Annotated in this window: 18 protein-coding genes; 14 read left to right on the top strand and 4 right to left on the bottom strand. The window is 43.5% G+C overall.

The window, feature by feature from the left end; genetic code table 11:
• Positions 1-702: sulfite exporter TauE/SafE family protein (locus ON09_RS10925; RefSeq protein WP_010601102.1), on the top strand; the 702-nt coding region annotated here is incomplete at its 5' end.
• Positions 703-1,205: 503 nt separating this feature from the next.
• Here the strand turns inward: ON09_RS10925 and ON09_RS10930 are convergent.
• Both ON09_RS10930 and ON09_RS10935 read right to left on the bottom strand, forming a co-directional pair.
• The gene (locus tag ON09_RS10930; protein ID WP_010601103.1) at positions 1,206-1,472 is read right to left on the bottom strand and encodes a type II toxin-antitoxin system RelE family toxin; all 267 of its coding nucleotides are present in this window, start codon (positions 1,470-1,472) and stop codon (positions 1,206-1,208) included.
• Complete coding sequence (locus tag ON09_RS10935) at positions 1,472-1,720, bottom strand: hypothetical protein (RefSeq protein WP_010601104.1); 249 nt, start codon at positions 1,718-1,720, stop codon at positions 1,472-1,474. Before ON09_RS10935 ends, ON09_RS10930 begins: the two co-directional genes overlap by 1 nt.
• 374 nt (positions 1,721-2,094) lie before the next feature.
• On the opposite strand from ON09_RS10935, the gene ON09_RS10940 reads away from it, so the two are divergent.
• The 4 genes from ON09_RS10940 (at position 2,095) to ON09_RS10955 (ending at position 7,902) form a co-directional block, all read left to right on the top strand.
• Positions 2,095-3,579 carry a TlpA family protein disulfide reductase gene (locus ON09_RS10940; RefSeq protein ID WP_010601105.1) on the top strand — a complete coding sequence of 495 codons (1,485 nt, stop codon included), beginning with the start codon at positions 2,095-2,097 and terminating at the stop codon, positions 3,577-3,579.
• 526 nt (positions 3,580-4,105) lie between these two features.
• Positions 4,106-4,672: a hypothetical protein gene (locus ON09_RS10945; RefSeq protein ID WP_010601106.1), complete on the top strand. Its 567-nt coding sequence runs from the start codon at positions 4,106-4,108 to the stop codon at positions 4,670-4,672.
• 1,476 nt (positions 4,673-6,148) lie between these two features.
• Complete coding sequence (locus ON09_RS10950; RefSeq protein WP_010601108.1) at positions 6,149-7,402, top strand: AAA family ATPase; 1,254 nt, start codon at positions 6,149-6,151, stop codon at positions 7,400-7,402.
• Entirely contained in the window at positions 7,399-7,902 is a 504-nt protein-coding gene (locus ON09_RS10955) for a hypothetical protein (RefSeq protein ID WP_010601109.1), read from the top strand. Before ON09_RS10950 ends, ON09_RS10955 begins: the two co-directional genes overlap by 4 nt.
• A 146-nt stretch (positions 7,903-8,048) precedes the next feature.
• On the opposite strand, the gene ON09_RS10960 is transcribed toward ON09_RS10955, so the two are convergent.
• Together ON09_RS10960 and ON09_RS25175 are read right to left on the bottom strand one after the other, a co-directional pair.
• Positions 8,049-9,758 carry a hypothetical protein gene (locus ON09_RS10960; protein ID WP_010601110.1) on the bottom strand — a complete coding sequence of 570 codons (1,710 nt, stop codon included), beginning with the start codon at positions 9,756-9,758 and terminating at the stop codon, positions 8,049-8,051.
• A gap of 39 nt (positions 9,759-9,797) precedes the next feature.
• A complete protein-coding gene (locus tag ON09_RS25175; protein ID WP_157258928.1) occupies positions 9,798-9,953 on the bottom strand; it encodes a hypothetical protein in 156 nt (51 codons plus the stop codon).
• A gap of 205 nt (positions 9,954-10,158) precedes the next feature.
• Between ON09_RS25175 and ON09_RS10965 the strand changes: the two genes are divergently transcribed.
• The 9 genes from ON09_RS10965 to ON09_RS11000 all read left to right on the top strand — a co-directional run.
• Complete coding sequence (locus ON09_RS10965; protein WP_010601111.1) at positions 10,159-11,700, top strand: DNA cytosine methyltransferase; 1,542 nt, start codon at positions 10,159-10,161, stop codon at positions 11,698-11,700.
• A 27-nt stretch (positions 11,701-11,727) separates the two neighbouring features.
• Positions 11,728-14,289 (top strand): DISARM anti-phage system protein DrmE domain-containing protein, encoded by a 2,562-nt coding sequence (locus ON09_RS10970; protein WP_010601112.1) that lies wholly within the window; start codon positions 11,728-11,730, stop codon positions 14,287-14,289.
• A gap of 14 nt (positions 14,290-14,303) precedes the next feature.
• Positions 14,304-16,055, top strand: a complete 1,752-nt coding sequence (locus tag ON09_RS10975; protein WP_010601113.1) for a DEAD/DEAH box helicase family protein — start codon at positions 14,304-14,306, stop codon at positions 16,053-16,055.
• A gap of 1 nt (position 16,056) precedes the next feature.
• Complete coding sequence (locus ON09_RS25665) at positions 16,057-18,717, top strand: hypothetical protein (RefSeq protein WP_029204280.1); 2,661 nt, start codon at positions 16,057-16,059, stop codon at positions 18,715-18,717.
• The gene (locus ON09_RS24245; RefSeq protein WP_202947142.1) at positions 18,635-19,879 is read left to right on the top strand and encodes a helicase-related protein; all 1,245 of its coding nucleotides are present in this window, start codon (positions 18,635-18,637) and stop codon (positions 19,877-19,879) included. The genes ON09_RS25665 and ON09_RS24245 overlap by 83 nt, the downstream gene beginning before the upstream one ends.
• A gap of 2 nt (positions 19,880-19,881) precedes the next feature.
• The gene (gene drmB / locus ON09_RS10985; RefSeq protein WP_010601114.1) at positions 19,882-21,951 is read left to right on the top strand and encodes a DUF1998 domain-containing protein; all 2,070 of its coding nucleotides are present in this window, start codon (positions 19,882-19,884) and stop codon (positions 21,949-21,951) included.
• A gap of 119 nt (positions 21,952-22,070) precedes the next feature.
• A complete protein-coding gene (locus ON09_RS10990) occupies positions 22,071-22,553 on the top strand; it encodes a very short patch repair endonuclease (RefSeq protein ID WP_202947143.1) in 483 nt (160 codons plus the stop codon).
• A gap of 265 nt (positions 22,554-22,818) precedes the next feature.
• Positions 22,819-25,836 carry a DEAD/DEAH box helicase gene (locus ON09_RS10995; RefSeq protein WP_010601116.1) on the top strand — a complete coding sequence of 1,006 codons (3,018 nt, stop codon included), beginning with the start codon at positions 22,819-22,821 and terminating at the stop codon, positions 25,834-25,836.
• A 128-nt stretch (positions 25,837-25,964) separates the two neighbouring features.
• On the top strand, positions 25,965-26,227 hold a 263-nt coding region (locus ON09_RS11000; RefSeq protein WP_010601117.1), incomplete at its 3' end, for a hypothetical protein.

Consider the following 26,227-nt stretch of genomic DNA (forward strand, 5'->3'; position numbering starts at 1 on the left):
ACGTACACACTTTTTCCATTGGCATTTTTGATGGGGCCTTTCGGAAGCCTTCATTGTGCGGTGATGTGCGGGCCGATGATGCTGGCTATGCCATTGGGGAAAGAGAATTTCTTTCGAAGTGGATTTCAATATGTATTGTACCAATCTGGCAGAATTGCTATGTACACTGTATTAGGATTGTTGGTTGGGGCTTTAGGAAGCAGTATCCGCCTTGTTAGCGATCAAAAGATGCTGAGTATATTTATCGGTTCTATGCTGATTTCATTTACAGCACTACAGTTTAATACTGCTTATAAAAATAGATTCTCTAAGTTTCAGTCATGGGTGCTTAGTCCTCTCAGCAGATTGATGGGAAAGGTACTCAATTTGCAATTGTGGGGATTGTTTGCCGGAATGCTCAATGGCATTATCCCCTGCGGGATGGTTTATCTGGCACTTGCAACTGCTTTAAATACAGGAAATATTAAATCTGGCGGTACTTTTATGTTCCTTTTCGGATTAGGTACCGCGCCACTGATGCTCATTATTTCCTTAGGAGGTATCTTCCTCAAGAAATTCATCAGCTTTAACACCAACAAACTTATTCCCTGGTTTATGTTTGTTATGGGAACATTGCTGATACTGCGTTCAGCCGATCTGGGCATTCCTTTTATATCTCCAATAAATACGAGTGCTTATGGGCATGTTATAGATTGTCGGTAAGCATAGATTAATCTGTGAAAGTATGGTGTGCTTTCGACCATTTCCCAGGAATAGAGCGAAAATTTTTAAGAAAAAGGAATAGATGTAGATTTCGGCTTCGTTGATCAAGCGATACCGTGTTGGATTGACCAGTTTAAGAGAAGACACGACTTATTTCCAACCTCTTATTTATTAGCCATTGGAGTGGTCAGTGTGAACTGAACATACTAACCGTAAATTACGAAACGATATAGTCAAGGCTGCCGAAACTTCCACATATATGATTAAAAGTCTTACAATAAATTATCTTTTTTTTACGATTGTTGCACAAATTGCAGCTGAAAGAAAACATTAATTACTAGAAAGATACCCTCGTTTTGTGAGGCGGAATGTTTTGATAGCAATCGGAGAAACGATCAGCAAAGTGTAGAGATTTTTTATAGTAGAGTTCTCTTATCTTTTAATTGGTCAACAGCCTGTTGAACAATTAAAATTTTTTGAGGTTTTGTATTACTTAATTGCGATCAAGGAAATATCTTGTATATATCGTTTCTTTTCACAAATCGGGCTAACTCAATAGTGTTTTCATTTTTATAAAATCCCAATCGATAATCCCCAACTCTCCAACGATAAGCTGTAGAGAAACCTTTCATTTTTTTTATATTTACAAACTCTTCTAAGCTTTCAGCATTTTCAATCTCGATAACAAAGTCTTTGATTTTATCTTTCAATTTTTTATCGGTGAGTTTCTTAATGTCATTTAGAAAACTTCGTAAAATAATAATTTCCATTAGTCCAAAGCCTTCATTAATTCATCACGACTTACTACATCATTTCTATCTGCTTGTTGCATGAGTAATAGTAAACCCAAATCCTCTTTATCTTCTTCAGATAGTGTCTTCAAGCGTTCTTTTTCTTTATATTCCACGTAAAAAGAAACAGCCTTTTCCATGACAGATTTAACACTTACCTCTTCAAAAACAGATAATATTTTTAATTTAGTTAAAAGACTTTCGTCAATATCAATGTTCTTTCTCATTTTAATATTTTATTAACGTAAAAATATATGAAATATATTATATACACAATATATGTAATATGTTTTTGTATGCTATTTTTTTATTGTTATATATTTTCTTATTTCTTCGTTTGGTGTGACGATTTTCTTTTTTGCTGTAATTCGTGCGATTAATTTTGCAATTTAAGAATGATAAATTGTAGGGAATGAATACTTTGGTTACAATTTCTAGGCCCGGTTTGGTATTTTTTGTGGAAAAGGGAATTAATGGTTTCTGTGATGTCTGATCTATTTATTGGAGCGTTATTTTTTTGTTCTAAAATATGAAAAAATCAATGATTTTTCTCTGGTAAATCGTTTTTCTTTTATATATTTAGCTATTTATACATCAATTTATGAGACTCTATCTGATCAGGTTTTTTTTAAGCTTTATACTTACCGCAACTTTAATAAATCAGGGAAAATCCGCTGCACAGGCTGATGAGCCAAAAGGTTTTGTGATAAAAGGAAATGTTAAAAATGCCGACGGAGATTTTTGGGAATTTTTAATTACTGATTTTATAAAAGCAAAACATCTGGTAGGTGTGCCCATTGATAAGAATGGCAATTTTATTAAGGAAATAGCCATTTCTGCTCCGCAGGATCTATATCTTTCGCTAAACCATCAGGGGATACCGGTTTTCGCTGTTCCCGGCGATACATTAATCATCAACTGGGATGCGGCGAAGTTTAATGAAACCTTTCGGATAACTGCAGTTTCATCAGTACCCTCTCGTCAGGATGAAATAGATCTTGTTTTAAAACTGTACCAATCATATTGGCCCAAAACTTTGGATATGTTTAAAATTGTACAGAACAGGGAAATAGCAGGTAATGAAAAAATGCAGCAGGTGCAGGCCTTATTCAATAAATACTGTTCAGTGATTAACCAGAACCCCAAAAGTAAATACGTAGCCAAGGTGCTTGCAGATCAATACTATTTCTTTTTGCTCAGGTTTGTTGAAAAGATCAATGCACAGGAAAGGAATAAAAATGCAAACCAGTTTAAGCAGTATAGGCTAAATCTTGATAGCCTGAACGATGCCGCATTAAAATATGGCTGTAGGGAAGATCTGCTCAATGAAAATGTTTTTGCTTTTTCGCCAAACTACAGGAGCTATATCGAAAATCAAGTTCGGTCCAATAACCCCTTCAGTGAGGTTAGTCTTGCTAACCAAGGGCCGGCAAATAAAGAGTATAACTTTACCTTGGGCAATGGCTATGCCGGGCTCTCGGGTTTGTATCTTTCAAACATTATCATGGATTGGTACCTCACCAATTCGATCATTACAGGCTATTCTGATTATGGTTACGAAAATTCTGAGAAAGCATATCAAAAATTTAAAGATGATATTCTTTCCAGATCATATCGAGATACCCTTGAACGTTTCCATGATAAAATACAGCGTTTACGTTCGGGAACGCAGGCTCCGGTTTTTACACTTAAGAATACTGATGGAAAAAACGTATCGTTAAGTGATTTTAAAGGTAAGGTTGTTTATATTGGTTTTTGGGGTATTTACTGTAATCCCTGCATCAACGAAATCAATCAATATGCAGAAAAGATACATCAAAAATATAATGACGTTGTTTTTATAAATATCTGCGTGGATGCAGATGAACAGTCTTGGCAAAAAAAACTCAAAAGTTTAAAATTAAATGGCATAAATCTTTTAGCGAAAGGGTGGACAAAAAATCCTGTTTGTCAGGCTTATAACGTGTCTAGTATTTCTCATCATGTATTGATTGACAAAAATGGAAAACTTATTGACAATGTTGCGCCTGATCTTGGCAGTCTAATGGATGATAATAATGTACTTGATCAATTGCTAAAGATGTAATATATATCATGCCAAAGGAGAGTTTTAGTACAAAAAAAAAGCCATTTTAAGAGGACTTATTTAATATCGTTGCTCGTATTTTAATTGCTGTAGAGGGCACAAAAACTTATGACTTAGATCTCGACCGAATTTCAAAAGAGGCTGGGTGAACTTCCAACAATACTTAAGCCCTCATTTGTTACTGGAATAAATGAGCTGATAACGATCTTCAAAGGGATATTTGAAATTGTTTCTGATTAAATACCCATTAATATTGATGGCGAGATCTTTTTTAGTTGGAGGCCGGAATAGGGAATTAATTAAGGGTCTAGTGGATCGAAGAATAATTAATGAAATCAACATACCAGGTTTTAATATAAAGCTGGTTACGCTTTTTACCCAAAATGAATGGTGATGGTGTCTCCAATAGTAGAAGCAAAAGCTCTTTTCAATTTGACTTTCTAGAGTTGATTATTGAATGAAATTTCGTCAAAAATCATGCAAATTATTTCAATAATTCGTATATTTGTAACCGAAAGGATTTGTTATGCCAAAATTAGAGGAATTAAAGAGTCATCTTAAAAAAGGGGTGATATACAAAAGGGATGAACTGCAAAAGTGGTCAAAATCAATAGACAGGCATCTTTCGGAACTTACAGGTGAGGGAACTTTGAAAAGAGTTGGCCCTGGGCTATATCACTTTCCGAAGAAAAATGCATTTGGTTTTGAACCACCGGCGGATGATATGCTCATCAAGAAATTCTTGGACAATACCAACTTTCTGATTACTTCTTTCAATTATTTTAATGCATTGGGCCTGGGGACGACACAGTTGTATAACAAACAGATTGTTTACAACCACCTGCGCAGCGGAGATATTAAATTGGGTAACAAATTGTTCAGCTTTAGAAAAAAGTCAGCTTTTCCAACCAAGCCTACCAAGGAATTTTTGGTGATTGACCTAATCAATAATTTGGATTCACTTGCTGAGGATCAGCCCAAGGTACTTGAAAAGGCATTGAAAACAGCGAGGAGCTTGGATCAGCAGTCTTTAGGATATGCCGCTGAAAAATATGGAAACCCAAAAACAAGAAAATTATTAGCAACGAACTAAGTAATTACCTAAGTTAGATGAGCAGCAAGTTTCTTCACCAGCGAAAGGATTTTAAAAGCCTGATTAGTAAATTGTCAGCTGAGACTAGTAAAACGCTACTAACAGTATCTTGCCGATAACCATTCCATTCATCATTATTACATATATTTTCCTCAAATGCATTCACATCTATTTTCTTCAAAAGCCTGTTTAGGGCTTAAATATCAGATTGCTTAGGCTGAGAATTGAGTAATTTAATTTCTTCTCTCTTAATTCTTAGTTGGCCTGGCATTTTAAAAACACTCCACCGGTCAACTTTATGCTCAACTGGAAATTACTGCAATAAAGAATAGAGTAGGCTTTGTGGCACGATAGCAAAGCATTAGCGGCTTGGGAATGGTGAGGCATGAAACATACCTTAGCGAAGTGGCTAATTAATGCAGGCATCAATATGTTCCGACGAAACCAGAACAAGTTTTATTTAAATAACTTGCTGGCTAACAATTACTTGCAAAACATAAATCCGACTCACTAACTGTCAAAAATGACCATTTTTGGGCTCAAATGTAACTTCTCAAATTTATGAAATGAATTGAAATAACGCAAAAAAGATTTACAATTCATTTATCTTAAGTGAGTAAGTGGTAACTGAAAAACTAGTCTTAAAGCGAACAAGCCGCGAAGCAGCTCTAAACGAGTTCGAGCCCCATTACCTACCCAGCTTAGGAAAAGTGTCTTAGGGATCTCCTAGGGCACTTTCTTTTTTATCTAAATTTATCTTATTCTGATAATCCCTCTCAATCCTTGTTTTAAGGCTGATTTTTGATGTTCGATGTACCATTGGGGATTTGACTTTTTTTAGACTTTAGTTATTTTCAAATATCTAATATTTAAATGTTTATGTTTTTGTAAAAAGTTCGACAGTTATTCTAATAGTGCATATTTCGGCAATAGTAGCGTAGCGATTTCGGGCCAAACTGGTCGCCAAAATGATTACCGGGAATTTTCATTTTTGTTCCTTTCCCTCTGAACAAATGCAACTCCGAAATCTAGTTTCATTTCTTATTAATTTCCAGTGTCAAACTAATGGATACCCGAATGCTACTAAATAGACTTTCAAAATCCCAGAGGACCTCAGTCATTCAATCATATTGTTATGCCTCTTAAGCCGTTAAAAACAGCTTTTCCGAAGACATTCATGATCATTAAACTGAATCTGTTTTACCGATCGGTTCAACCTCACCAAGACAGCATTCACCAAAAACTCAATTACCAGAAATTTAAGAAAGTTGACCTAATGGTCAAAACGACCAGCTTGCTCCGAAATCGTCCGCCACTTTGGAGCGAAACGGGCTGTCAGCATAAATGCGGAATCCGTGACCACATTCGCCGAAATACGCATACTGTGCCTATTGACAAGGTTCTCCCATATTTGGGAAACATTCTTGTATTCGGTGAATTTTGCTAATTTTGAATTTAAAGATTTCAGTCCAAGATATGAGTAGAATCAAGATCCAGAATTTCGGTCCCATCAGGAAAGGCTTTTTGTCCGAAACAGATAAGGGTGAGGAACTAGGCTGGATAAACATAAATAAAGTAACTGTACTCATCGGCGCGCAGGGAGCAGGTAAGAGCACGGTGGCCAAACTGATATCCACCCTGGCCTGGATTGAAAAAGCGTTAATGCGGGGAGAAATTTCGCTCGAACATATTTACCGTCAGGGTTGGTTTCGTGAACGGTGCGCCTATCAGAATATACAGCAATATTTGAAAAAGAGTACATACATCGCCTATCAGGGTGCCGGTCTTAATTTTGAGTACAGGTATGGAAAGATAACCATAGAGGCTTTCGATCCCGAGGTATTCAAATCTCCAAAGATTATGTATGTGCCCGCAGAACGCAACCTGACCAGTGCGGTTAAGAATCTCGAGGATTTAAAGGGACTGCCCAGTACGCTATACACTTTTGCTGAAGAGTTCACCGATGCGATGAGCGAGCTGACCTCATCGATTGATCTGCCGATAAATGATGCCCGGATTATGTATGATTCGATAAGCGAAACACCAATTCTTAGCGGAAAAGGTTACAGAATTAATCTCTCGGAAGCATCCAGCGGTTTTCAGTCGCTGGTTCCGCTGTTTGTTGTGACACGGTACCTGATGGGATCAATACAGTCCCGGGATGACAACCACCGAAACCCGCTGAGTATTAAGATCAGTAAAAAAATGCGCAAGGAGGCCAATGAAGTGCTGAACAACAACAAAATTGCCGAAGGACTTAAACGAATTTACCTTGAGCGTCTAACCTCCAAATATTATTACTCTCTGTTTTTCAATATCGTGGAAGAACCTGAGCAAAATCTCTATCCATCATCTCAGCGAAAGGTACTGAATATGCTGCTTGAATTTAACAATATGCGGGCGGACAATGTATTGGTTTTAACCACTCACAGCCCTTATATCGTAAACTACCTTACCCTGGCAGTAAAAGCCGGGGAGATTTCGGATAAATACAGGAACGTTTTCACTGATGAGCTGCGGAACGATTTTGAAAAAATTATTCCTGCCGGAGCATCAATATCGCATAATGAGCTTACCATATATGAACTTAGCGAAGAGACGGGGATAATCCGGATGCTTCCAAATGAGTACGGCATCCCTTCAGACGATAACTGGTTAAACCGGGAGTTGGGGAACACCAATGACCTTTTCTCTGATTTATTGCTCCTGCAACAAAAACTATCCCGATGAGTGTGGATTTTTTCAGGGCAGAATGCGTAGGTAAATCAGGCAAAAGGGTCTTTGGCATCTGCGACGATCCACCGCCACCCCATCTTCCTGCCTATCTTGATGAAACGCATGGAGAAAAATGGATAGCAGTGGTTCACAACAACCGGGCAATCGAGGTGACCTTTATCGCCATCGACCACTGTATTGATTTTCCTCTACTCCCGGATGGAAAACAGGGCAAAAAGTGCGATGGCATGTTAACCTATGAAGATGTGGTGATTTTCGTCGAACTCAAGGACAGCAGTCAGGGTGCGGGCGCCTGGGCGGATCCCGCTCAGCTTACTGCCACAATTCTTGAATTTGAAAAACAGGAAGAAGCAAAACAGCTTGCGGTAAAGATTGCCCATCTGGTAAATAAGCAGAAGCCCGTATTCGACAGGGGGCAGCAGGGTAAGATCAGTCAGTTTCAGCTTGACACCGGTTATGTACTGCGGTTGAACGCACATATCGACATTGTCTAGCCCATTTTACTCCACCTCCCCGAAGTTCCATAAGTCCTGTATCAAAAAAAGAGAAAAAGGCTCGTAACCCATTTTAACTTAAAAAAGAAGTTTCGCAGCCTTTATCTCCGTTTCTGATCAGATAATTTCCACAACACGAAGATCATCTATTTCCTCCCGTAGGATTTCAAATTCTGCCCTGATCTTTTCCTGCCTTTCATTCCCCGTCCGGCTTCCATATCCTTTACCTCTCGAAAAAGATTTAAGAACTTTTGCAACTTTTTGGCAAGCTCCAGTGCATTGCGTTCATCACTGAGGAATTCCAGATTAGCAAGGTTAATAAAGTGGCCTGAATAGCCAGCATATTTTACCAGTAACTTTACGATCAGGTTATGCAAAATCAGCGAAATCCTGGTTAACTCGACCTTGAATGTTCTGTCCAGAGGTGAATTTCCATGCAAAAATTTATTTCGGTGGTCAATCGTTTTAATCTGAAGGGCACTCAGGCTAATCGAGTAAAGACCAAAAGTCTTCACGAGTTTATCCCGGTTGGTAGGGGAGTTCAGATTGCTGATTTTGTTCCTTAGAATAGTCTTTCCCTCTCCAGGGATTTCCCCCTGAAAGGCCTGTAGAGTATGCTCCAGTTCCACCCGTAATTTTGTAAAAACTTCTTTGTCAGGTACCGGATTAAGCCTGTCCTCATTTATTTCGCTCAGTGAACCGGTCAGGGTTTCAAGCGCGGCAGAATACAGCACACCCTGCTGAACGGGGTCGGGATTATTCATCGCACGAATGACCAGCTCAGCTGTTCTGAGAACCTGATCGTGATTCAGCATCAACATGCAGAGTTTTTCAAATACCTCAATGCTCATAGCCGCCCTATAATTGGTTTGCTCCGGATCAGGTTCCAGTGAGGAATCGTGATGCTGTTGATAGGTAATACTGTCAATAACCCGCCTTGAAGACATTACCGTCTGGTTTTCCAGTACATACCAGATGCCGCAGACCGATTTAAAATCCGCATCACCCGAAATCAGATAATAGGCTTCATCAGCATAATAGCGGCCGGAAAGTACCCCAAGCGCCATCCTGATCACCCCGGTATGTTTCCTGAAGGACTCATGGTCCTGGTGCTGAAGACTGTCCAGCACGAAATGCCGTCCGTCAGGACTGCAGAAGTGATATTGCTTTTTTTCGATTTCAATTCTACGGTAGGCAGTTCCCAGTCTAAAACGAAGGCCCATCAGACTGTCATGTTCATTAAATGATTCCCGGTCGCAGACCAGCTGGCCACTCGAACGAACCACACTGAATACCTCATTGGTATCAGTGTCCTGGAAAGTCAGAATCAGCCGCTGGAACTTCCCGTTGTAATCCTGTTCATCCAGCGTTTTTAGCTCGGTGAAACTGCCTGTCAACTGCTGCGGGATGTGCGGAAAGCGTGTGTGAAAGTCTGTGACCGAGTTTTCGGGTACATTCAGTGTCATCCCGCGGTTTTTTAAGTATAGGCTGCGGTGAAGCCCGTAAGAGCTTGGGTAGTTCACCCCGCCAACGCCAGGGAGCTCTTCAAGAATGATATTGAATGAAAAACCCCTGGCAGGGTTGTGCCGCAGATAAACCGGATAACTGGCCGATTTTGCCCGCCCATCCGAAAGATAATGAAAGGTAACTTCGAATCTTGAGAGGGCATTAAAATCAGCAATAGCAGAGAGAGTAGGATTAAGAAATTTCTCAGGCGCACCATCCAAAAGCTTCCCCGGCTCAACAGTCTGAAGTGGTAAACCCTGAGCGGCCCCGGGTCTCAGCATTGTTGTTATTTTTTCCTTAAGTGTCGCTAAAACGAGTCTGGAATTTTCACGAAAAAACCATTTTGGCATAAATCCCAGTTCATAGACGCTTTTTCTTTCCGCACCACACTACGAAGGGTGTTTATGGGGCGAATTCGAATCAGTATTCCACCAAACTGCGGTATGAATGTGTATTTTACCCATGAGCACATGCAAAACGAGCATCAGGGGACTGTAAGGGCCAATCCAAGTATTTTCTTCATTACGATAAAAGTATCTTCTCATATTTTTGCTTAGAAAAGACAAAAATACCCGTTGCCTCATCATTCGCAAGGTCAATTGTTGAAAAAAAAAAATACGATTTTTTTCATACAGCCTAAAAAGCCGGTATATTGCTCCAAAATCAAAACAAGCGCTCTTTCTGCAAACAACCGGTAGCCAATCTATTTGTCAGTCCGGAGGTTTTGCATCGCGGGGCGTATGTACCAAAATGAAAGCAATTCCCGTAATCGACTTATTCGCAGGTCCAGGTGGCCTGGCAGAGGGCTTTAGCAGCTTATCCCGAAATGGGAAGAGGTACTATCAGGTACGCCTTTCGATAGAGATGGATGCCCAGGCACGCGAAACACTCAAATTAAGGGCCTTTTTGAGACAGTTTCCGATTAACGAACTTCCTGAAGATTATTACCATTTCCTTTCAGGCAGCATCAGTCTTGAAAAGCTGTACAGCAATTTTTCCGGCGAACACAGGCTCGCAGATCAGGAAGCCTGGCAGGCAACGCTGGGTAAAACCCAGGAAAACGAAGTTGACGAGCGCATTCGCAGCGGGATTGCCGGAGAAAAAAACTGGGTTTTGATTGGTGGTCCGCCCTGCCAGGCTTATTCCCTTGTCGGCCGTTCACGTGTAGGGGGCATTCAGGACGGGGATCACCGGGTACACCTTTATAAAGAGTACCTGCGTATTATTGCCGTTCACCGGCCTGCGGTCTTCGTGATGGAAAATGTTAAGGGACTGCTATCCGCAAAAGTTAACGGAGAAAAAATTTTCGATAATATTTTAGCTGATCTAAGCGATCCCGCAACAGTATTTCCATTGAATCCCTGCCCCGGATACAGAATATATTCGCTGGTCAGGGAAGCGGTACGCAGCGACTCGGATTACCTAATTAAGTCGGAGCTTTATGGCGTCCCCCAGCGCAGGCACAGGGTTATTCTTTTGGGAATTCGCGAGGACATCAATGTTCAGCCCAGACAGCTGGTGCAAAAAGAAAGCGTATCACTTCGCTCGGTAATTTCTGATCTACCGAAAATCCGTAGCAGTATCTACAGGGCTTTTTCCGGATCAACAGAGCATCTGGTCGAGGGAAAAATCAAAAAAAAGCGCAACTACGTGAATCTTGAAGACTCATACAGTCTTTGGAAACAGCATGTATCACGTTATGCAGATGAACTCGCTGAATTATTACCTGACAGTTTCAGACAAAATTCGATTTTTCCATCAGACAGGGGCGCAGAATACCTTCAGGGAAAAAGTGAACTTTCAGCCACGCACCCACTGCACCACTGGTACAGTGACAGCAGGCTGTCGGGTTCACTCAACCATCAGTCAAGGGGGCACCTTTCAAGTGATCTGAAAAGGTATCTTTTTTCCGCGCTTTACACACGCAAATTTGGTAAGTTTCCCAGAATGGCTGATTACCGGGCGTATGGGGATGATCTGTTGCCGGACCATTCCAATGCAGAAAGCGGCAAATTTAATGACCGCTTTCGGGTGCAGCTGGCCGGCGAGCCGGCGACAACCATTACCAGCCATATCTCCAAGGACGGGCATTATTTTATTCATTATGACCCTCTACAGTGCCGAAGCCTGACTGTGCGTGAGGCAGCCAGGATACAGACTTTTCCTGATAACTACTTTTTTTGCGGAAGCCGCACACAACAGTTCCATCAGGTTGGCAACGCCGTACCACCGTATCTGGCTTTCCAGATTGCAGAAATTGTCAGTTCTGTTCTTGAAAAAAATAAAAGTTAACCTTAATAAACCTGATAACGCTCTCCAATGATCAGTAAAGCATACCTGGAAACAGTCATTTCGGAAGAATTTCCGGATTTAAAAAATACGAGGTTCACCATGAACCACCGCTCACTCCGGCTGTTCAGTGAAAATACGCTGTTACCTTTTCTTATTTTTCAGAATACCACCGATTCCAAGAATCGCCTGATCAGCCTTTACATGCAGTCTGGTTCGCCCGGCATGCACCTGCTCCCATTTTACATTGCCCTTGGTTTTTACCGAAAAGCTGCTAATGCAGCGCTAAATGCACAGGATTTTTTCACCACCAGGTTTCAGCCGGAGATGCGAAAAGTTGTTGTCAATGGTTCGGTATGCTCGGTGACCATGGTCGATTATCTTAGCCAGAGCCTGATGCTGCATGGTCAGAACCGGCATTTCGAGATTCCCTTTTCACAGGACTACAAAATAAAATGGGCGTATTCCAATGCCCATGGACTCCGCGAACTTATTGACAGATTTCAGCGCATCCAAAAAGCCAGCGATGGCAATATCTTTTCACTTCGTCTTAAAGAGAACGATAAATCACACGAGGGACTTATTCTTTTTACCCAGCCCTCAAGATTTGAAACCCTGCTGGGGAATGTAACGATATCAGGCAGCAGCCTGAAAGAACACCTTAATATCCAGAAAACTGTATTTACAGACCAAGAAATTAAATTCATCCAGGTTTCACAGGCAAAAACAAAAAATATGCCCGTTACAGTACTACTGTCCCGGCCGGATACGCTATTTTCTTACGAGAATATCATGACCTTCGGGGGACCGTCACTTGGCAAGCTACGCACCATCGTCATCGAGGATTTTGATCTATTGATAAAAGCCTGGGACCGGAGCGGGGAACTTAAAGAAAACCTGGACCTGCTGGAAGAAATGTATTTCAGCAGACTGGGCAGTTATTTCAGAGACATCTACCTGGTGTGCAGCAACCGCAATTTCGACGTACATGCACTTCTTGCCTCCAATGGTATCACTCCGATGGCCTGGATGCTGAAAGCAACCGAGTTTCGCCGGCTGGAAAATATGGATGTCTTGCAGCACATTCCTGTTAGTAAAATCACCACCAGTCTACTCGACTCAGCAGTCGTTGCCCTTGAAGAAATTATTGTCCGGTGGAAATCTCTCGCCATGAACTACTTCTGTAGCGGTGAAATTCTCGCTCTTGTGAAAATACTGTTCCAGACCAAGTCTAGGTTAAGCTCATTTTACCAGCGCGAGCGGTTTAATGCTTCGCTGGCTTCCCAGCATGCACTATTCCATGATTTCGCTAAAAGATGGTTTCCGGGCGGTCAGGATCACGGACTTGTTGAACAAACCCTAAAACACTTTACGCAGATACAGCAGGCCGATTACGGGGTTAACGAAAGGCTTGCCGAAAAAATCAACGCTTCCATATCAATCCACCATCACAAAAGCCTGCTGCTGGTTTCCCGAAACCACGATATTGACGACCAGCGAAATCTTTGCTCTCTTATCAGTCTGGCACCGGAAAACATCATATTTTCTGACGAGAAGCAGTTTCTATCAGGTAATGTTAACCTTGAAAAGGAATGTCTGGTGGTTTATCTTGGTGCGGGGAAAGCCCTAATAAATATGCTCCTGACCGATCCGGGCGACGCCAGCCAGCTCATCCTCACTGATGCCCGCGGCTACCACTTTCTTGGCTGGTATGCAGACCGCGCACAGGCAGAGATCGATAAAATCAGTCCCACAACTGAGAAGTTCGAACTGCTTAACCTTCCTCCTGATACCGCTTTTCCACAGGACACTCGCACCCCTTCGCGTTTCCTTTTTCTGGATGAGGAGGGAAACGGGGAGACCAGCGAGCAGGAGGCAGCTGAACAGGAAGAGGATGTGGTTAGGGATATCGTCTGGAATGCCTCGTCTCGAAACAACCCCAGACCGGGAGCAGTTGAATCCTACCTCGTATTTTTTGAAGACGGGAGTCAGCTTGGTTTCCAGCAGCATCAGAGCGTTTTTATCTATCAGGAAAATGATAGCCAGCAGAACGAGGAGTTGGAAAAAGAGGTCAAAGAACTGAAAATGGGTGATCAGGTTATAGTACCGAAAAGCCGCCGCGGCATTCGCAACCTGCTCAGCGAAGCACTTGCCAGTCATAAAAGCTACAGCAGGGCTGTTGATTATGATCTCAGGTGGCGCAGCGGTATCCGGGAATTTCTAGGCAATAACGGAGGCATCTATAATTTTATGGCTATCCTCAACCAAAAGGGATTCCCTATTGTAGTGCCCGAGACGATCAGGAAATGGATCGACGGCGAGACACTCCAGCCCAACAGATTCAAACGCCTGTTGCTGGTGCTGGTAGACCTTGGTATTGTGGAGGACGCGCTGAAGGATGATTACTATCACCAAAGCCGGGAGCTCAAAAAAATCAAATCAAGATTTATCAAATCCGCTATACTCAAACTCATCTACAGTCTAAAAAATATTAGCCATGGCTGGCAGGAGGATATCTTCGATGAACAACTTCTGGACAGCTTTATTGACCATGTGGAAGTTAAAACCGTATTAACCGTTGTAGCAAAATAAACCGTAAAAAAAATATGCCTATTAGCCCCTCAAACATTCAGGGATACCGATTTGAATCCTCCGCGGAACGAAGAATATACGATGCTGCGGTTAAAGAAAAACTATTCGCCAATAGTGCAAAATACCTTTTTCATTCCCTGTCGCTGTGCAATACCGGCACATCCAAGCTAAAGGGCGAGATTGATTTTGTCTACATGGACAGCGACTGCATTCTTTTTTTGGAAGTAAAGGGCGGTGCCGTTAAATACGACGCTTCCACCGCGGACTGGTATGTGATGGGGGGGACCAAAAAAGGCGATCCTTTCAAACAGGCCTATGATGGACTTTTTCAAACCAGAGACTATCATTTGCCTGGACTATTCAAAGGCTTTCATGTTTCAGGACGCCTTGGTTTTGGGATAGGGGTTATGTTCCCGGACTGCCTGAAACCAGAGGACTTCACCAGAAGAAGAATCTCCTCGATGGAATATGAACCTGATCTGGTTTATGATCATAGCGATGCTCAGGGTGAAATGTCCTTTGGCCGCTACATTGACAGACTTAAAGCTTACTGGACTGCCCATCCCCAGAATAGCGGGCGCAGCGGGATCAGCTCAAAAGAACTAAGTACAATTGCTGATTTCTTTCGCAGAAGTTTTCATTTTACCCTTCCGGTAATCGGCCTGCTGGACCAGGCTGTAAAGGATCAGCAGCATTTTACACGAATGCAGATGTATAGCCTTGATACACTCGATTATAATCCTTCCAGAGCAGCCCTCATACAGGGAGGTCCTGGAACAGGTAAGACAATTCTCGCGCTTGAGCTCCTTCGGCGTAAATGCGAAGAGGGAAAAAAGGTACTTTTTGTATGTTACAATAAAAACCTCATCACCCACCTGCGAACTAAACTTTCGCTTCTGGGCATTAAAGAAGGGTTTGCCGAGATGAGGCACCTCCACGGACTTTTACGGGATCAGCAATATCTCAACAGCCAGCTTCCGGGGATAAGGGATGAAGACAGCGATTACTGGTTCACCGAGTTACCGCTTTTTTTTAATAAAAACCTCAGAGCGGAATTTCGTGGCAGCTTTGACTACCTGATCATCGATGAGGGACAGGATATACTAAATGAATATCAGTTCGATGCCCTTGGCAGTCTACTCAAAGGCGGGCTTGACAGTGGCGCCTTCACGGTATTTATGGATAAAGACTTCCAGAATATTTACAACACAGATGCGGAGGAATATTTTAGCTTTCTCAAAGAAGCTTATCCGACAGTGGTACTTCCCCTTAAGCTGAATTGTCGCAACACCGTGTCAATGATTAAAACCGCCTCAGTACAGACAGGCCTTCCAAAAATGGACTGTCTGCGCCAGGTTGATAACTGGCCCAGCCAGATAAAATATTACGCATCGGAAAAAGACCGGGATAATCAGCTAATGGCAAGACTTTCCGAACTTGAGGCCCATGGAATTTGCCGTGAGGAGATCAGTATCCTCTGTGCGGACAAAAGCCAGGTGGGACAGGTATTGGCACTCGCTCCTTCGAAGCTTCATTCCGGAGCGCTGAAGGAGAAAAATAAGACTGCGGTATTGACAATACATGCCTACAAAGGACTTGAAAATCAGTTTATCCTTACCCTGGGGCCGGTAAACTATGACCCCTCCAATCTCAGACAGATGCATCTGCTGTATATAGCGGGTACACGGGCCTGTGTTCAGGGGACAGTCTACATCGACCGCAGGTTCAAATACTTAATTGAAGAACGATATGACCAAATGAATTAATATGGAACAGGATATCAGAATGGACATCTTCAATGAAGTCCAGCGAACACTACTTGGCCCTATGGGCGGCGAAGAAGAACAACTTGATAAAAACCCGCTCGATTTCTATACCGTGGGAGTGCTTTTTCCTGCTGTGATTTCGGGTGTGGAGTATGGCGATGACACGCCTGATTTGGGTGCCAGCGTGGATGATCAGAATGGCGAGAACAAAAAGAACGCAGAAGAAGAGCATGAACAGGCAGATGTCAATGACCAGGAAGTTGAATATTATTCCGGTCGCCGTCGTTCCCGCTCCACAAAGGAGTCGGCATCGGGTGAAGAAGATTCACTCGAACTCAGTACCAAATTCAGACCCTCTGCCGCCGGTCTTTCTGTACTTGTCAGAAAAGGAAGCCATTTGCACCTGGGCGTATCCTTTGCTACCTACCACGCCATTACAGTGGAACGGGAAAATACCGCCCGGGAAGGTGGCAGCTCCAGGTTAAGGGTCTTCAGCAGGCAGCCTTTTCTTGCAGAATTTGATTATTCTCAAAACGGGCCGAACGTGGAAGATAGATTTCTCTACGAATGCAGGGGGAGGGTTGAAACAATAATTCTAAGTGATGCCTGTCGCCTTTCCATTGTAACCAGGCCTTATCCCCATGCCACCGATTTTGAGATAAAAACCTTTACCCTGATCAACAATGTCCGGGCAGCCAGTTTTAAAGATCAGAAGCGTCCACTGGACTGCATCTTTCAGCCTTGCATCAAATTGATCTGTCCGTCAGGTTTTTCTCCTTTCGAGGACCTCTCTTCCTTCAGGAACATGGGGGAGGAGGACATCAATCTAAAACTCCTTTACCGGAACTATAAGACTTATGGCCTGGGTCACGGTATCTCAGTCAACTGGTCCACTACAGGTGATCTTACCGACCTGGTGCAAACGGAAGTGCTTCCGGTGGAAAAAGTAAATGGAGTAGACATGAATCCGCCCGCCTATCATGGGAAAGAAATTCTCTTTATGAAAAAGCTTGGAGGCCAGGCCCTGCACCCAAGCTATGACTGGAAGGTCGTGCGTGCCGAGCTGAGGGAGTTCTGCATGAGCTACGGCAGCTGGATTCTCTCCCAGCAACAAGCAGCCGAATCCGAACACCCACCACTTAGGCGTGAACTCCTGGAGCAGGTGGAGTCCAACTTGGGAAAATGCCAGGAACTTTTGGGCCGGATGGAAGAAGGGATTACCTTACTAGACCAAAACCCGGATGCACTCAAAGCTTTTCAGGATGCCAACCAGGCAATGTTTGTGCAGCGGGTAATGGCTGACTTCAGCCGGCACCGGCGTATTAAAAAACGTGTTCAGCATGATAGCGAGGTTTTCGATGACGCGCTGCCGGACTACTCGGCTATTCCGTATGATGCGGGCTCAGGCGAACTCTGGGAAGACGGCCGTCTCTCCCCGGATAATGCTTCAAGAAAAGGAACCCTGGCACGCTGGAGACCTTTTCAGCTGGCCTTCCTACTCTCGCAGATCAAAGGGATTATAGATCCCTCCTCCGAGGACCGGGATACAGTTGATTTGATTTGGTTTCCGACCGGAGGAGGAAAAACCGAAGCATACCTCGGCCTGACGGCTTTCACGATATTTTACAGACGGCTTTCCGCCAAATCCGTTTCTGGAAATCCGAATGATGGCGCCGGGGTTTCGGTATTAATGCGCTATACCCTGCGCTTACTCAATAAGCAGCAGTTCGAGCGCGCGGGAATTCTGGTTTGTGCCTGTGAACTCATCCGGCGAAAAGAGATTCTTAATTATGGACAGACCAGAATATCCAATGGTATCTGGATGGGTTCCTCAATGACTCCGAACACTATTGAAATACAGATAGAAAATTACGCCACCTATATCCGCTCTATTGATAAGGGGCAAACTATAAATCCTTGGATTATCAGCCCGCCGGTGCTATCCTGCCCTTGCTGTGGTAACCGCCTGGTCAAAGAGCAGGTTTCAAACAAAGTTACCGGACGCTGGGGATATTTCCAGCGCTTACACCTTAAAGGTAAGGCAACCGGACCATTTCATATTGCCTGTACAAATACCCGTTGCGATTTTCATGTAACAGCGAAAACGCTTCCCCAAAGGGAAGGATTTACCCTCCCTATCTATGAAGTTGACAAGCTTATTTATCAGCAAAGACCATCACTGCTTTTTTCGACAGTTGATAAATATGTACAACTGGCCTGGAACAGCGACTGCTTCACCCTTTTTAATCTTGATTTCAGCGCTGGTACAATCGCTAGAAGACATCCCGCGCCCTCACTGATTATCCAGGATGAGCTGCATCTGATCAGCTCAGCGCTGGGTACTATTTACGGGGTTTACGAAATCGCCATTGAGCGCCTGTGCGTGGAGGCCGGTGGACTTCTTCCTAAGATAATCGGTGCATCAGCAACAGTCAGAAATGCCCGCCAGCAGTGCAGCCGTCTCTACGCCCGCAGCCATTTTATGCAGTTTCCCCCACCCGGGATAAGTGCGGATGATTTCCTTTTTTGCCAGGAAAATCAGCGGGGAGGACAGGACCAGCAGGATGTATGTAGGATTTATGGCAGCAGGTACCACAACCAGTACCGCGCTGATACGCCTGACATCGGTATTACTCGAGCGCATACCGGCACTTCCCGTTGATAATTCCTCGCTGGACAACTACTACACACTGGTGGTATATTTCAATGCGCTGAAAGAGCTTGGTAAATTCAGAACATTTTTAACAGACGATATTGTGGCCTACCGCAAGTTCCTGGCCAATCACTTCAACACCTTCGTGAAGCGGTTCAATCACGATGAACTCTGCGAACTTTCCAGCGTGATGACGGCAGAGGAAATCACAACGGGTCTGGACCGCTTGGAAAAAACCACCCTTCCATCACTTAATGAACAAAATCAGACCGCACTTGCCCCGCTGCTTGCCGGTGGAATCCGTAGTCTGAAGGAAGCGGAGTCAGCGTTGCACAGTCTTTTTTCCGTCATGCTCAATGAGGAGTCTTTCATCAAACTGGGACTTCCTTACCGGGGAGAGGCCTCAGCAGATAAAAAGACCTTCATGGACTTCCTGCGTGATGTGTTTCCAAAAGAAAACCAGCCCGTACATGTCGCACCCGCCACAAACATGATATCAGTCGGAGTAGATGTGCCCAGACTTAATACGATGATCATCAACGGACAGCCTAAAACATCAGCGGAGTATATTCAGGCAAGCTCGAGGGTTGGGCGTGAGAAACCCGGGGTGGTCTTCTCCTTCCTTTCCCCGACAAAGAACCGTGACCGTTCACACTATGAGCGGTTCAAATCTTTTCATCAGGCCTACTACTATCACGTCGAGTCCACTTCTGTAACCCCTTTTTCCGGACCTGCACTGGAAAAAGTACTCCCCACAGTATTAATCGCGCTGACCCGGGGTATTTTCCTACAGGGCAGGCCAGGTGTTTTTGACGCAAGAAGCCCTTCCTACAGGACTTTCATTTCGGATCTGCTTGACCAGGTGACCGCACGCGCCAAAAAAATCCATCCGGAATCTGCCACAAAAGAGATTTACCCGGTTATCAGAAAAATAGAAGAGGACTATTTTGATAAAATAGAACTTCTTGAGGGTGGCCGGACGCTTGCGGATAATCACCATTATCTAAAATATGATCCCCTTACCGGAAGGATGCAGCCAACATTTGAATTCCACAGAAAGGTATTCAATGCCCCGGCGCAGTTTACCCAAAGTAGCCTGGAGGAACATCTTTCCACACTACAGACGTTAAGAAACGTGGAATCATCTTCATTAATCATCATCAAAAACTAAACATGAACTTCGACATCAGACAATCACAGGTTATCCACACCTGGCCGGCCGGATCCATTATCGATTTGCCACAGCTTTCGCTAATCATGCTTTGCCATGATGATGGAAGCCAAGACTGGGGTACCCCGGACATTGGTGCAGAAAATCCGAACCGACAAATCACCATCAATGATCCCCGACTTGCTGAAGCCTTTAAAGTGACCTCATTCATAGTGCCACCTATTTTTGACGGCCTTAGCACAGCCAGAACCTACGGAATACGTTTTCCCGCGGCCTGTTATTGTCCAAAGTGTGGTCTAATGGAAGTCAGTAACAAAACCAGGGGAAGGGAAAAGACAACAAACATAGGAACATTCGATTATCTGATGAAACCTTTCTGGTGTCGCTCATGCTTTAACAACCAGCTCCAGGATGGACCGGTGATGGTACCAATGAGGTTTGTCATCGCCACAGAAAACGGATTTCTGGACGACTTTCCCTGGGACTGGTATGTCCACGAACGTGTGCCGGAGGAAAGAGGTCGGGGAAACAGATTATACTACCGTTCCAAAGGTGGTTCGGCAAGTCTCTCAGACATCGTTATCCGAAGCGAACGTGCCGACGGAACTTACGTTGCCCATAAGGATCTCTCCGAGATCTTTGATCAGGAAATATTTGCAAGAGACTGCCCCGAGCACGGTCATTATCTCAACTACGTACGCGGAATGCTTTCTAAACCATGGAAAGGCTATGGGAACGACGGTACTTTTCACAAGGACAGAATAGATATTCCGACCTTATCCCAGACCTGGGACGGGGAGGAGATGAGCCGTTACGCCAAAACCGTATTTCCCCGGACAATGCAGCGCGGTGCCGGAAATCTCATCTTTCCTATTATCTACAGCAGCATCCTTTTGCCACAGGGCAGCTATGAGCAGTCCTGCCCGCCACAGGTGCGATTGAAAATAGAGGGCCACATCAGCAACCGGCTAGAGGACAGTTACGAGGAGTATCAGGATTACACAAACAGTGACTGGAAAAAAATGATTCTGGGCAAACTTAAAAATCCCGCTTTCAGCTGGCATAGCCAGCTGGGGTATTCCCCGTCAGAGCTCGAAATATTCATCCGCAGCTATTTTGGTGACGAGGGGACCTCGCAGCCCGGAAAAAAAGCCGCTCTCTTGAGACAACAGGAGTATAAGGCTTTTCTCGGAGCAGATTTCAATAACCCAAAAACCTGGTTTAAAAAAAGAAACCTGCCGGGCAGGACCTACAATGAAACTCTTGGTAAGGAATTGCTGAAAAGTGTGGTTTTGCTCGATGAACTCTCAGCGATAAAGGTATTTCGGGGATTTACGCGCATCAAGCCCCTGATGACAGAAGAACTTATCTTTGCAGATCCGGGAGATGGACTGGATCCCCAGCAGACGGCAGAATTTCACCGGATTCAGGACGCGCGCAAAACACCGCTTCAAACCCATCAGCTGCCGGCAGTGGAAGTGCGGGGTGAGGGTATTTTTCTTGAATTCAACAGTACCCTGTTGGCGGAATGGTCGGATCGGTACGACGATGCCCGCCTCGGCGCAGTTAATGCGAATATCTTACGTGCGAACGCTGATTTTAATCAGGCAAACCAGCCAATAAACAAACGTTACCTGTTTCTGCACACGCTCTCGCATATCCTGCTCAAAGAGCTTTCAGAGGATTGCGGTTACAGCACATCCTCACTTGCCGAGATTATATACTGTAGCGAAGAGGATGAGGCCGGCAGTATTAACGAAATGAATGGCATCCTGATATACACAACAACCTCAGACTCCGAAGGCTCACTGGGAGGACTGGTTGAAAAAGGATTGCCGGAATACCTGATCGGCATTCTTAACAGGGGTGTAGATAAAGCCAGATGGTGTTCTTCCGATCCGCTTTGCATATCCGCATCAGGCGGTCAGGGATTTCTCGGGCTAAATCTGGCCGCATGTTATTCCTGCATTCTGCTCCCGGAGACAAGCTGTGAAAAGATGAATAAATACCTTGATAGAGCATCCCTGGTCGGAACCCTTGAAGACGAACAAATGGGCATGTTCAATAACTAATAACGCTAGCCGGTGGTAAGCCCTATCTGCTTACCACCGGGCATACTGATGGAAGTTAAAAAAACAGGCCTGATCAACTCCTTGAAAACATTGCACTAACATAGTTTGTTTATTAACCTGTGTCTGAGCGAAAACATACCAAAAAAAAATCCCTGGAAGCCCTGAAACAGCCGAACGCCTCCAGAAGTCTCAACATGTCTAGGATCAGATCCAAAGATACAAAGGCAGAAATTCTTCTTAGAAGGGCACTTTGGCAAAATGGATTTAGATTTCGGAAGAACTCGGGTAAGATTCCCGGAAAACCGGATGTACTCATCATCAAATATAAGCTGGCCATATTTGTGGACGGTTCTTTTTGGCACGGATACAACTGGCCGGCGGTGCGTTCGAAAATAAAGACAAATGCTGAATTCTGGATAAAAAAAATAGAAGGAAATATGGAAAGAGACAGGGTGGTTAACAGGTTACTTTCCGAAAAAGGGTTCACAGTCATGCGGTTCTGGGATCATCAGATATTTGGCGAGTTATCGAAATGCTTAAATCAGGTATCCCTCTACATAGAGACCTGCAAAACCGGAGCAATTCCGGAGAATCCCCACTAATAACAGCCCGGAACAAGACTACCGTGCAGTCATTTAGGTACTACGCTTTAAATGACATAAGTCTTGCGTTAAGGTTTATGCTCTCGCGCAAAACTGCCGACATGGATACGGGCAACATGCGCTGGCGTACTTTCTTCAATATTTCTGACCAGGTTCATGCCAAGCTTAACAGAAGTCGATTGTATATAACAGATACACTTAATAATTAGCCTAACTTTAAGTATATTGACGGCAATATATGATCACATATTAACGAACAACTCTCATGCAAGATAAAGAAGGTAGAATTTTAGCGGTTAACCAGCTAAAATTGTGGGATCATCAGAAAGATGCACTCAAAGACATTATTGATTATATCAATGCATTCGATATCAAGTCATTTTTAGTTAAAATGCCGACCGGAACCGGTAAAACAGGTGTTTTTTCAGCGCTCAGCAGAGTCGCTTATCCTGATTTAAACTTCCTGATTATTACCCCCAGCACTGCGCTCAAATTCCAGATATTGAAAGAAGTTCAGGAAAAATTCTGGAACAAAATTGCCAAGCCCATCAGCGAGCTACCAGATCAGGTCGTGGAGCCACTTTTACCCAAAGATGCAGTGGAGGTCATCAGCAAAATCGAAGGGAAAAAATCAATTATTGTCACCACCATACAGGCGCTCCAGTATATTTCAGCGAACGATAGCGTTTCCTTTGAAGCAATTAAGAAAAACACAGACTGCATCATTTTTGATGAGGGGCATAAAGAGCCAGCCTACACCTGGGGTGAAACGGTACGAAGTTTCAGGAAGCCAACTGTACTCTTTTCGGCCACCCCATACCGGAATGACTATAAGATATTTAACGTTGATAAGGAAAAATTCTTTTCCCTGGACCATTCCAAATGCGAACAGGCCAAAATCCTGCGTGCACTGGAAATTCAGCAACTTGATCTGTCTACACTTAATCCTTCAACTTTTGTCAATGCGGTACTCGCAAAGCTATTAGTGGTCATACAAATACTGAACGGTCAGGGCATTGCGCAGCCACGAACAATCATCAGATGCGAAAACCAGTCTGATATCGAAAAAATAGTTGCCAGCCTTAAAAAGCTCAAGAAGCGCGCTGTAGGTATCCATCAAAATTTCAAAGATAAAAATGACCTGCTATCCGAGGTTCCCGACACAGCTGGCCAACAGAAATATGATTTCTTTGTGCACCAGTTTAAACTGGTTGAAGGGATAGACAACCCGGAATTTTCTATTGTCGCCCTGTATGCACCCTTTAAAAGTTCAAGGTTACTCATTCAGCAAATTGGAAGAGTTTTGAGAAACCCGGAGCTTCAACCGGATCGTTCGGCATATCTTTTTGGACTGGATGCACAAGGACTAAAGAAAGAGTGGAAAAGTTACCTTGATTATGATAAGATGGTCGACAAGCGTAAAAAACTCTACGACATCACCGATGTGCTTAAAGTCAACAAGGAGGCCTCCACTTTATACTTTGACGGCTCATTTAGAGAATTGGTCAACGTTAGCGAAATTAGTTTATCAAAATCAATTCTGTTCCAAAAGAAAGTGAACGCCTATTTTCATGATGGCAGCTTAATTTTTAATGAACTCTCAGAAAACTTGTTAGAGGAATGGGGACGCAGAGATTATTCTATCCTAAAACATGAACTAACCAGCCCCAATTGCCTGATCATCCTGTACATCAAATACGAAAATTCCCCATTGGTTAAAGACGGGGTGTTCATTGAGCAAAAACTAGCCGCTACAATGCTCCGGATGGATAAATCACATATCTTTTATTATGACAGCGAGCAGAACAATCCCATGAGACAAATCGAGGATTTAGCACCCGTGTCGAGGGAAAACCTGGTCAAACTCTTTAAAAACAAACGCAACATCAGCAAGGTTTTTCTCATCAACACCGATATTGGAAGCCGCAACATCAGAAGTAAAGAAATTCAGTCCAATTCAATTGAGGCGACCGCGCCAGGCCTGTCAGACCATTCTTATTTTCCTGCAAGAATTGAAGGCAAAGTACGGGAAAAGGGCGAGACCAAAAGAAGATACCTTGGTTTTCAGAATGGACGCATCACCGATGCGACCGGAAAACGGATACCCTTTGATGAATTGCAGCTATGGATTGATGAAGTTGACCAAGAGTTACGTACCGTCATACCCTCATCTTCCATCAATACTTTTATGGCGCGTTTCGCCGAAAGGGTAGACCCGCCTGCAACGGTCGAGGGCATCTGCATTTTGCTTGACATAGACGGTGAGGATCTTGACAACTTTAGATTTGGAGAGGATAGTAAGCCGGTTTATTTTGATGACCTGTGTGCCAACATCGAAAATAACGCCTTTACCCTGATCATCAATGATCAGGCATTCGATTTTGTGATCAGCTACGCTTCGGACACTAAGAGATTCAACCTTTTTTCAGCGGGCATCGATGAATTTGTATCAAGCAGATACGAAAACGAAGAGGGAATATTAGCATTCTTCAACACAAACCAGTCCTTTCGAATCGTATTAAAAGGCAATGAATATGTTTATGCAGGTAAATTTTTCTTTAGACCAGGTGCAAACTTAATTAGCAAGAAAAAAGACCTCGATCTAAATCAAATCTTTAGCCCTCATCCCTGCATTAGTAAAATAATCAGTGAGAAAGGAAATATAGCAACATTACCCATAACCTCCAACCTCTGGCATAAAGATACCCTTTTTGGTCTGATTGCGAGACAGGCCTCGGGATATGGCGACAATCCATTAGAGAATGCTTTTGATTTCGAACACTTACTGTGCGATGATTTGCAGGGAGAGATTGGTGATTTTATCGCATTGGATACGCAAAAGAAAAGAGTCGTTTTTATCCATGCGAAAGCAGGAGATTCAGGTCTATCCGCAACTGCTTTTCAGGAAGTCTGTGGCCAGGCTACAAAAAATCTGGATTACCTGACCCCATATTTTGATAAAAAGCCCACCGCAAATATCGCCAAATGGACTAACCCCTGGGCTTATTCCAAGGTAGGTACGGTTTCATCAAGAATTATTAAGGGTGGACTTACGCCCAAGGCATTTTACGCGACCTATGAAAAACTTGTTTCCGATCCAAGCACCTCACGGGAGGTCTGGATCATTGTTGGAAATATGTTTGATTACAGATCCTTTAGCAAAGAAATTAATAAGAGAAAAATAAGTGAGGTGAAGCCTCAGGTTATACAACTCGTTTATCTATTACGTTCAACCTGGAACAATGTTGCCTCAGTAGGCGCGCAGCTTAAGATATTTTGTTAAGGTGAAGCGTAGAATTATATAATAAATCCTCACAGTAGGCTGGTCGCAATGACCAGCCTACTGTCTCCAAAAAAATGAAATAGATGTACTGTCTCGTCCTGCTATAGCTTGTCATTAAAAACTGAAAAATGGCAACAAAAAGCAAAGACAAAACAAAAATTGCAACTAGAAAACCTTGGGGACGGTTAAGCGATGATCTGAAAGAGAAAATCATTTGCGAGATCAAATCCGGTATGCTCGGTCAGCGAGCAGCTGGACGCAAATATGGCTTACCTTCAAGTACCATTGGCAAATGGATGGAGAAGCATAATTTGGCTATCTTAGTCCATTCTAAAACATCTTATGAACTTTCAGCGATGGATAAAAACCAAGAGACAAAACTTCTTAAGAG

The sequence above is a fragment of the Pedobacter agri PB92 genome, assembly GCF_000258495.1.
Taxonomy (GTDB): Bacteria; Bacteroidota; Bacteroidia; order Sphingobacteriales; family Sphingobacteriaceae; genus Pedobacter; species Pedobacter agri.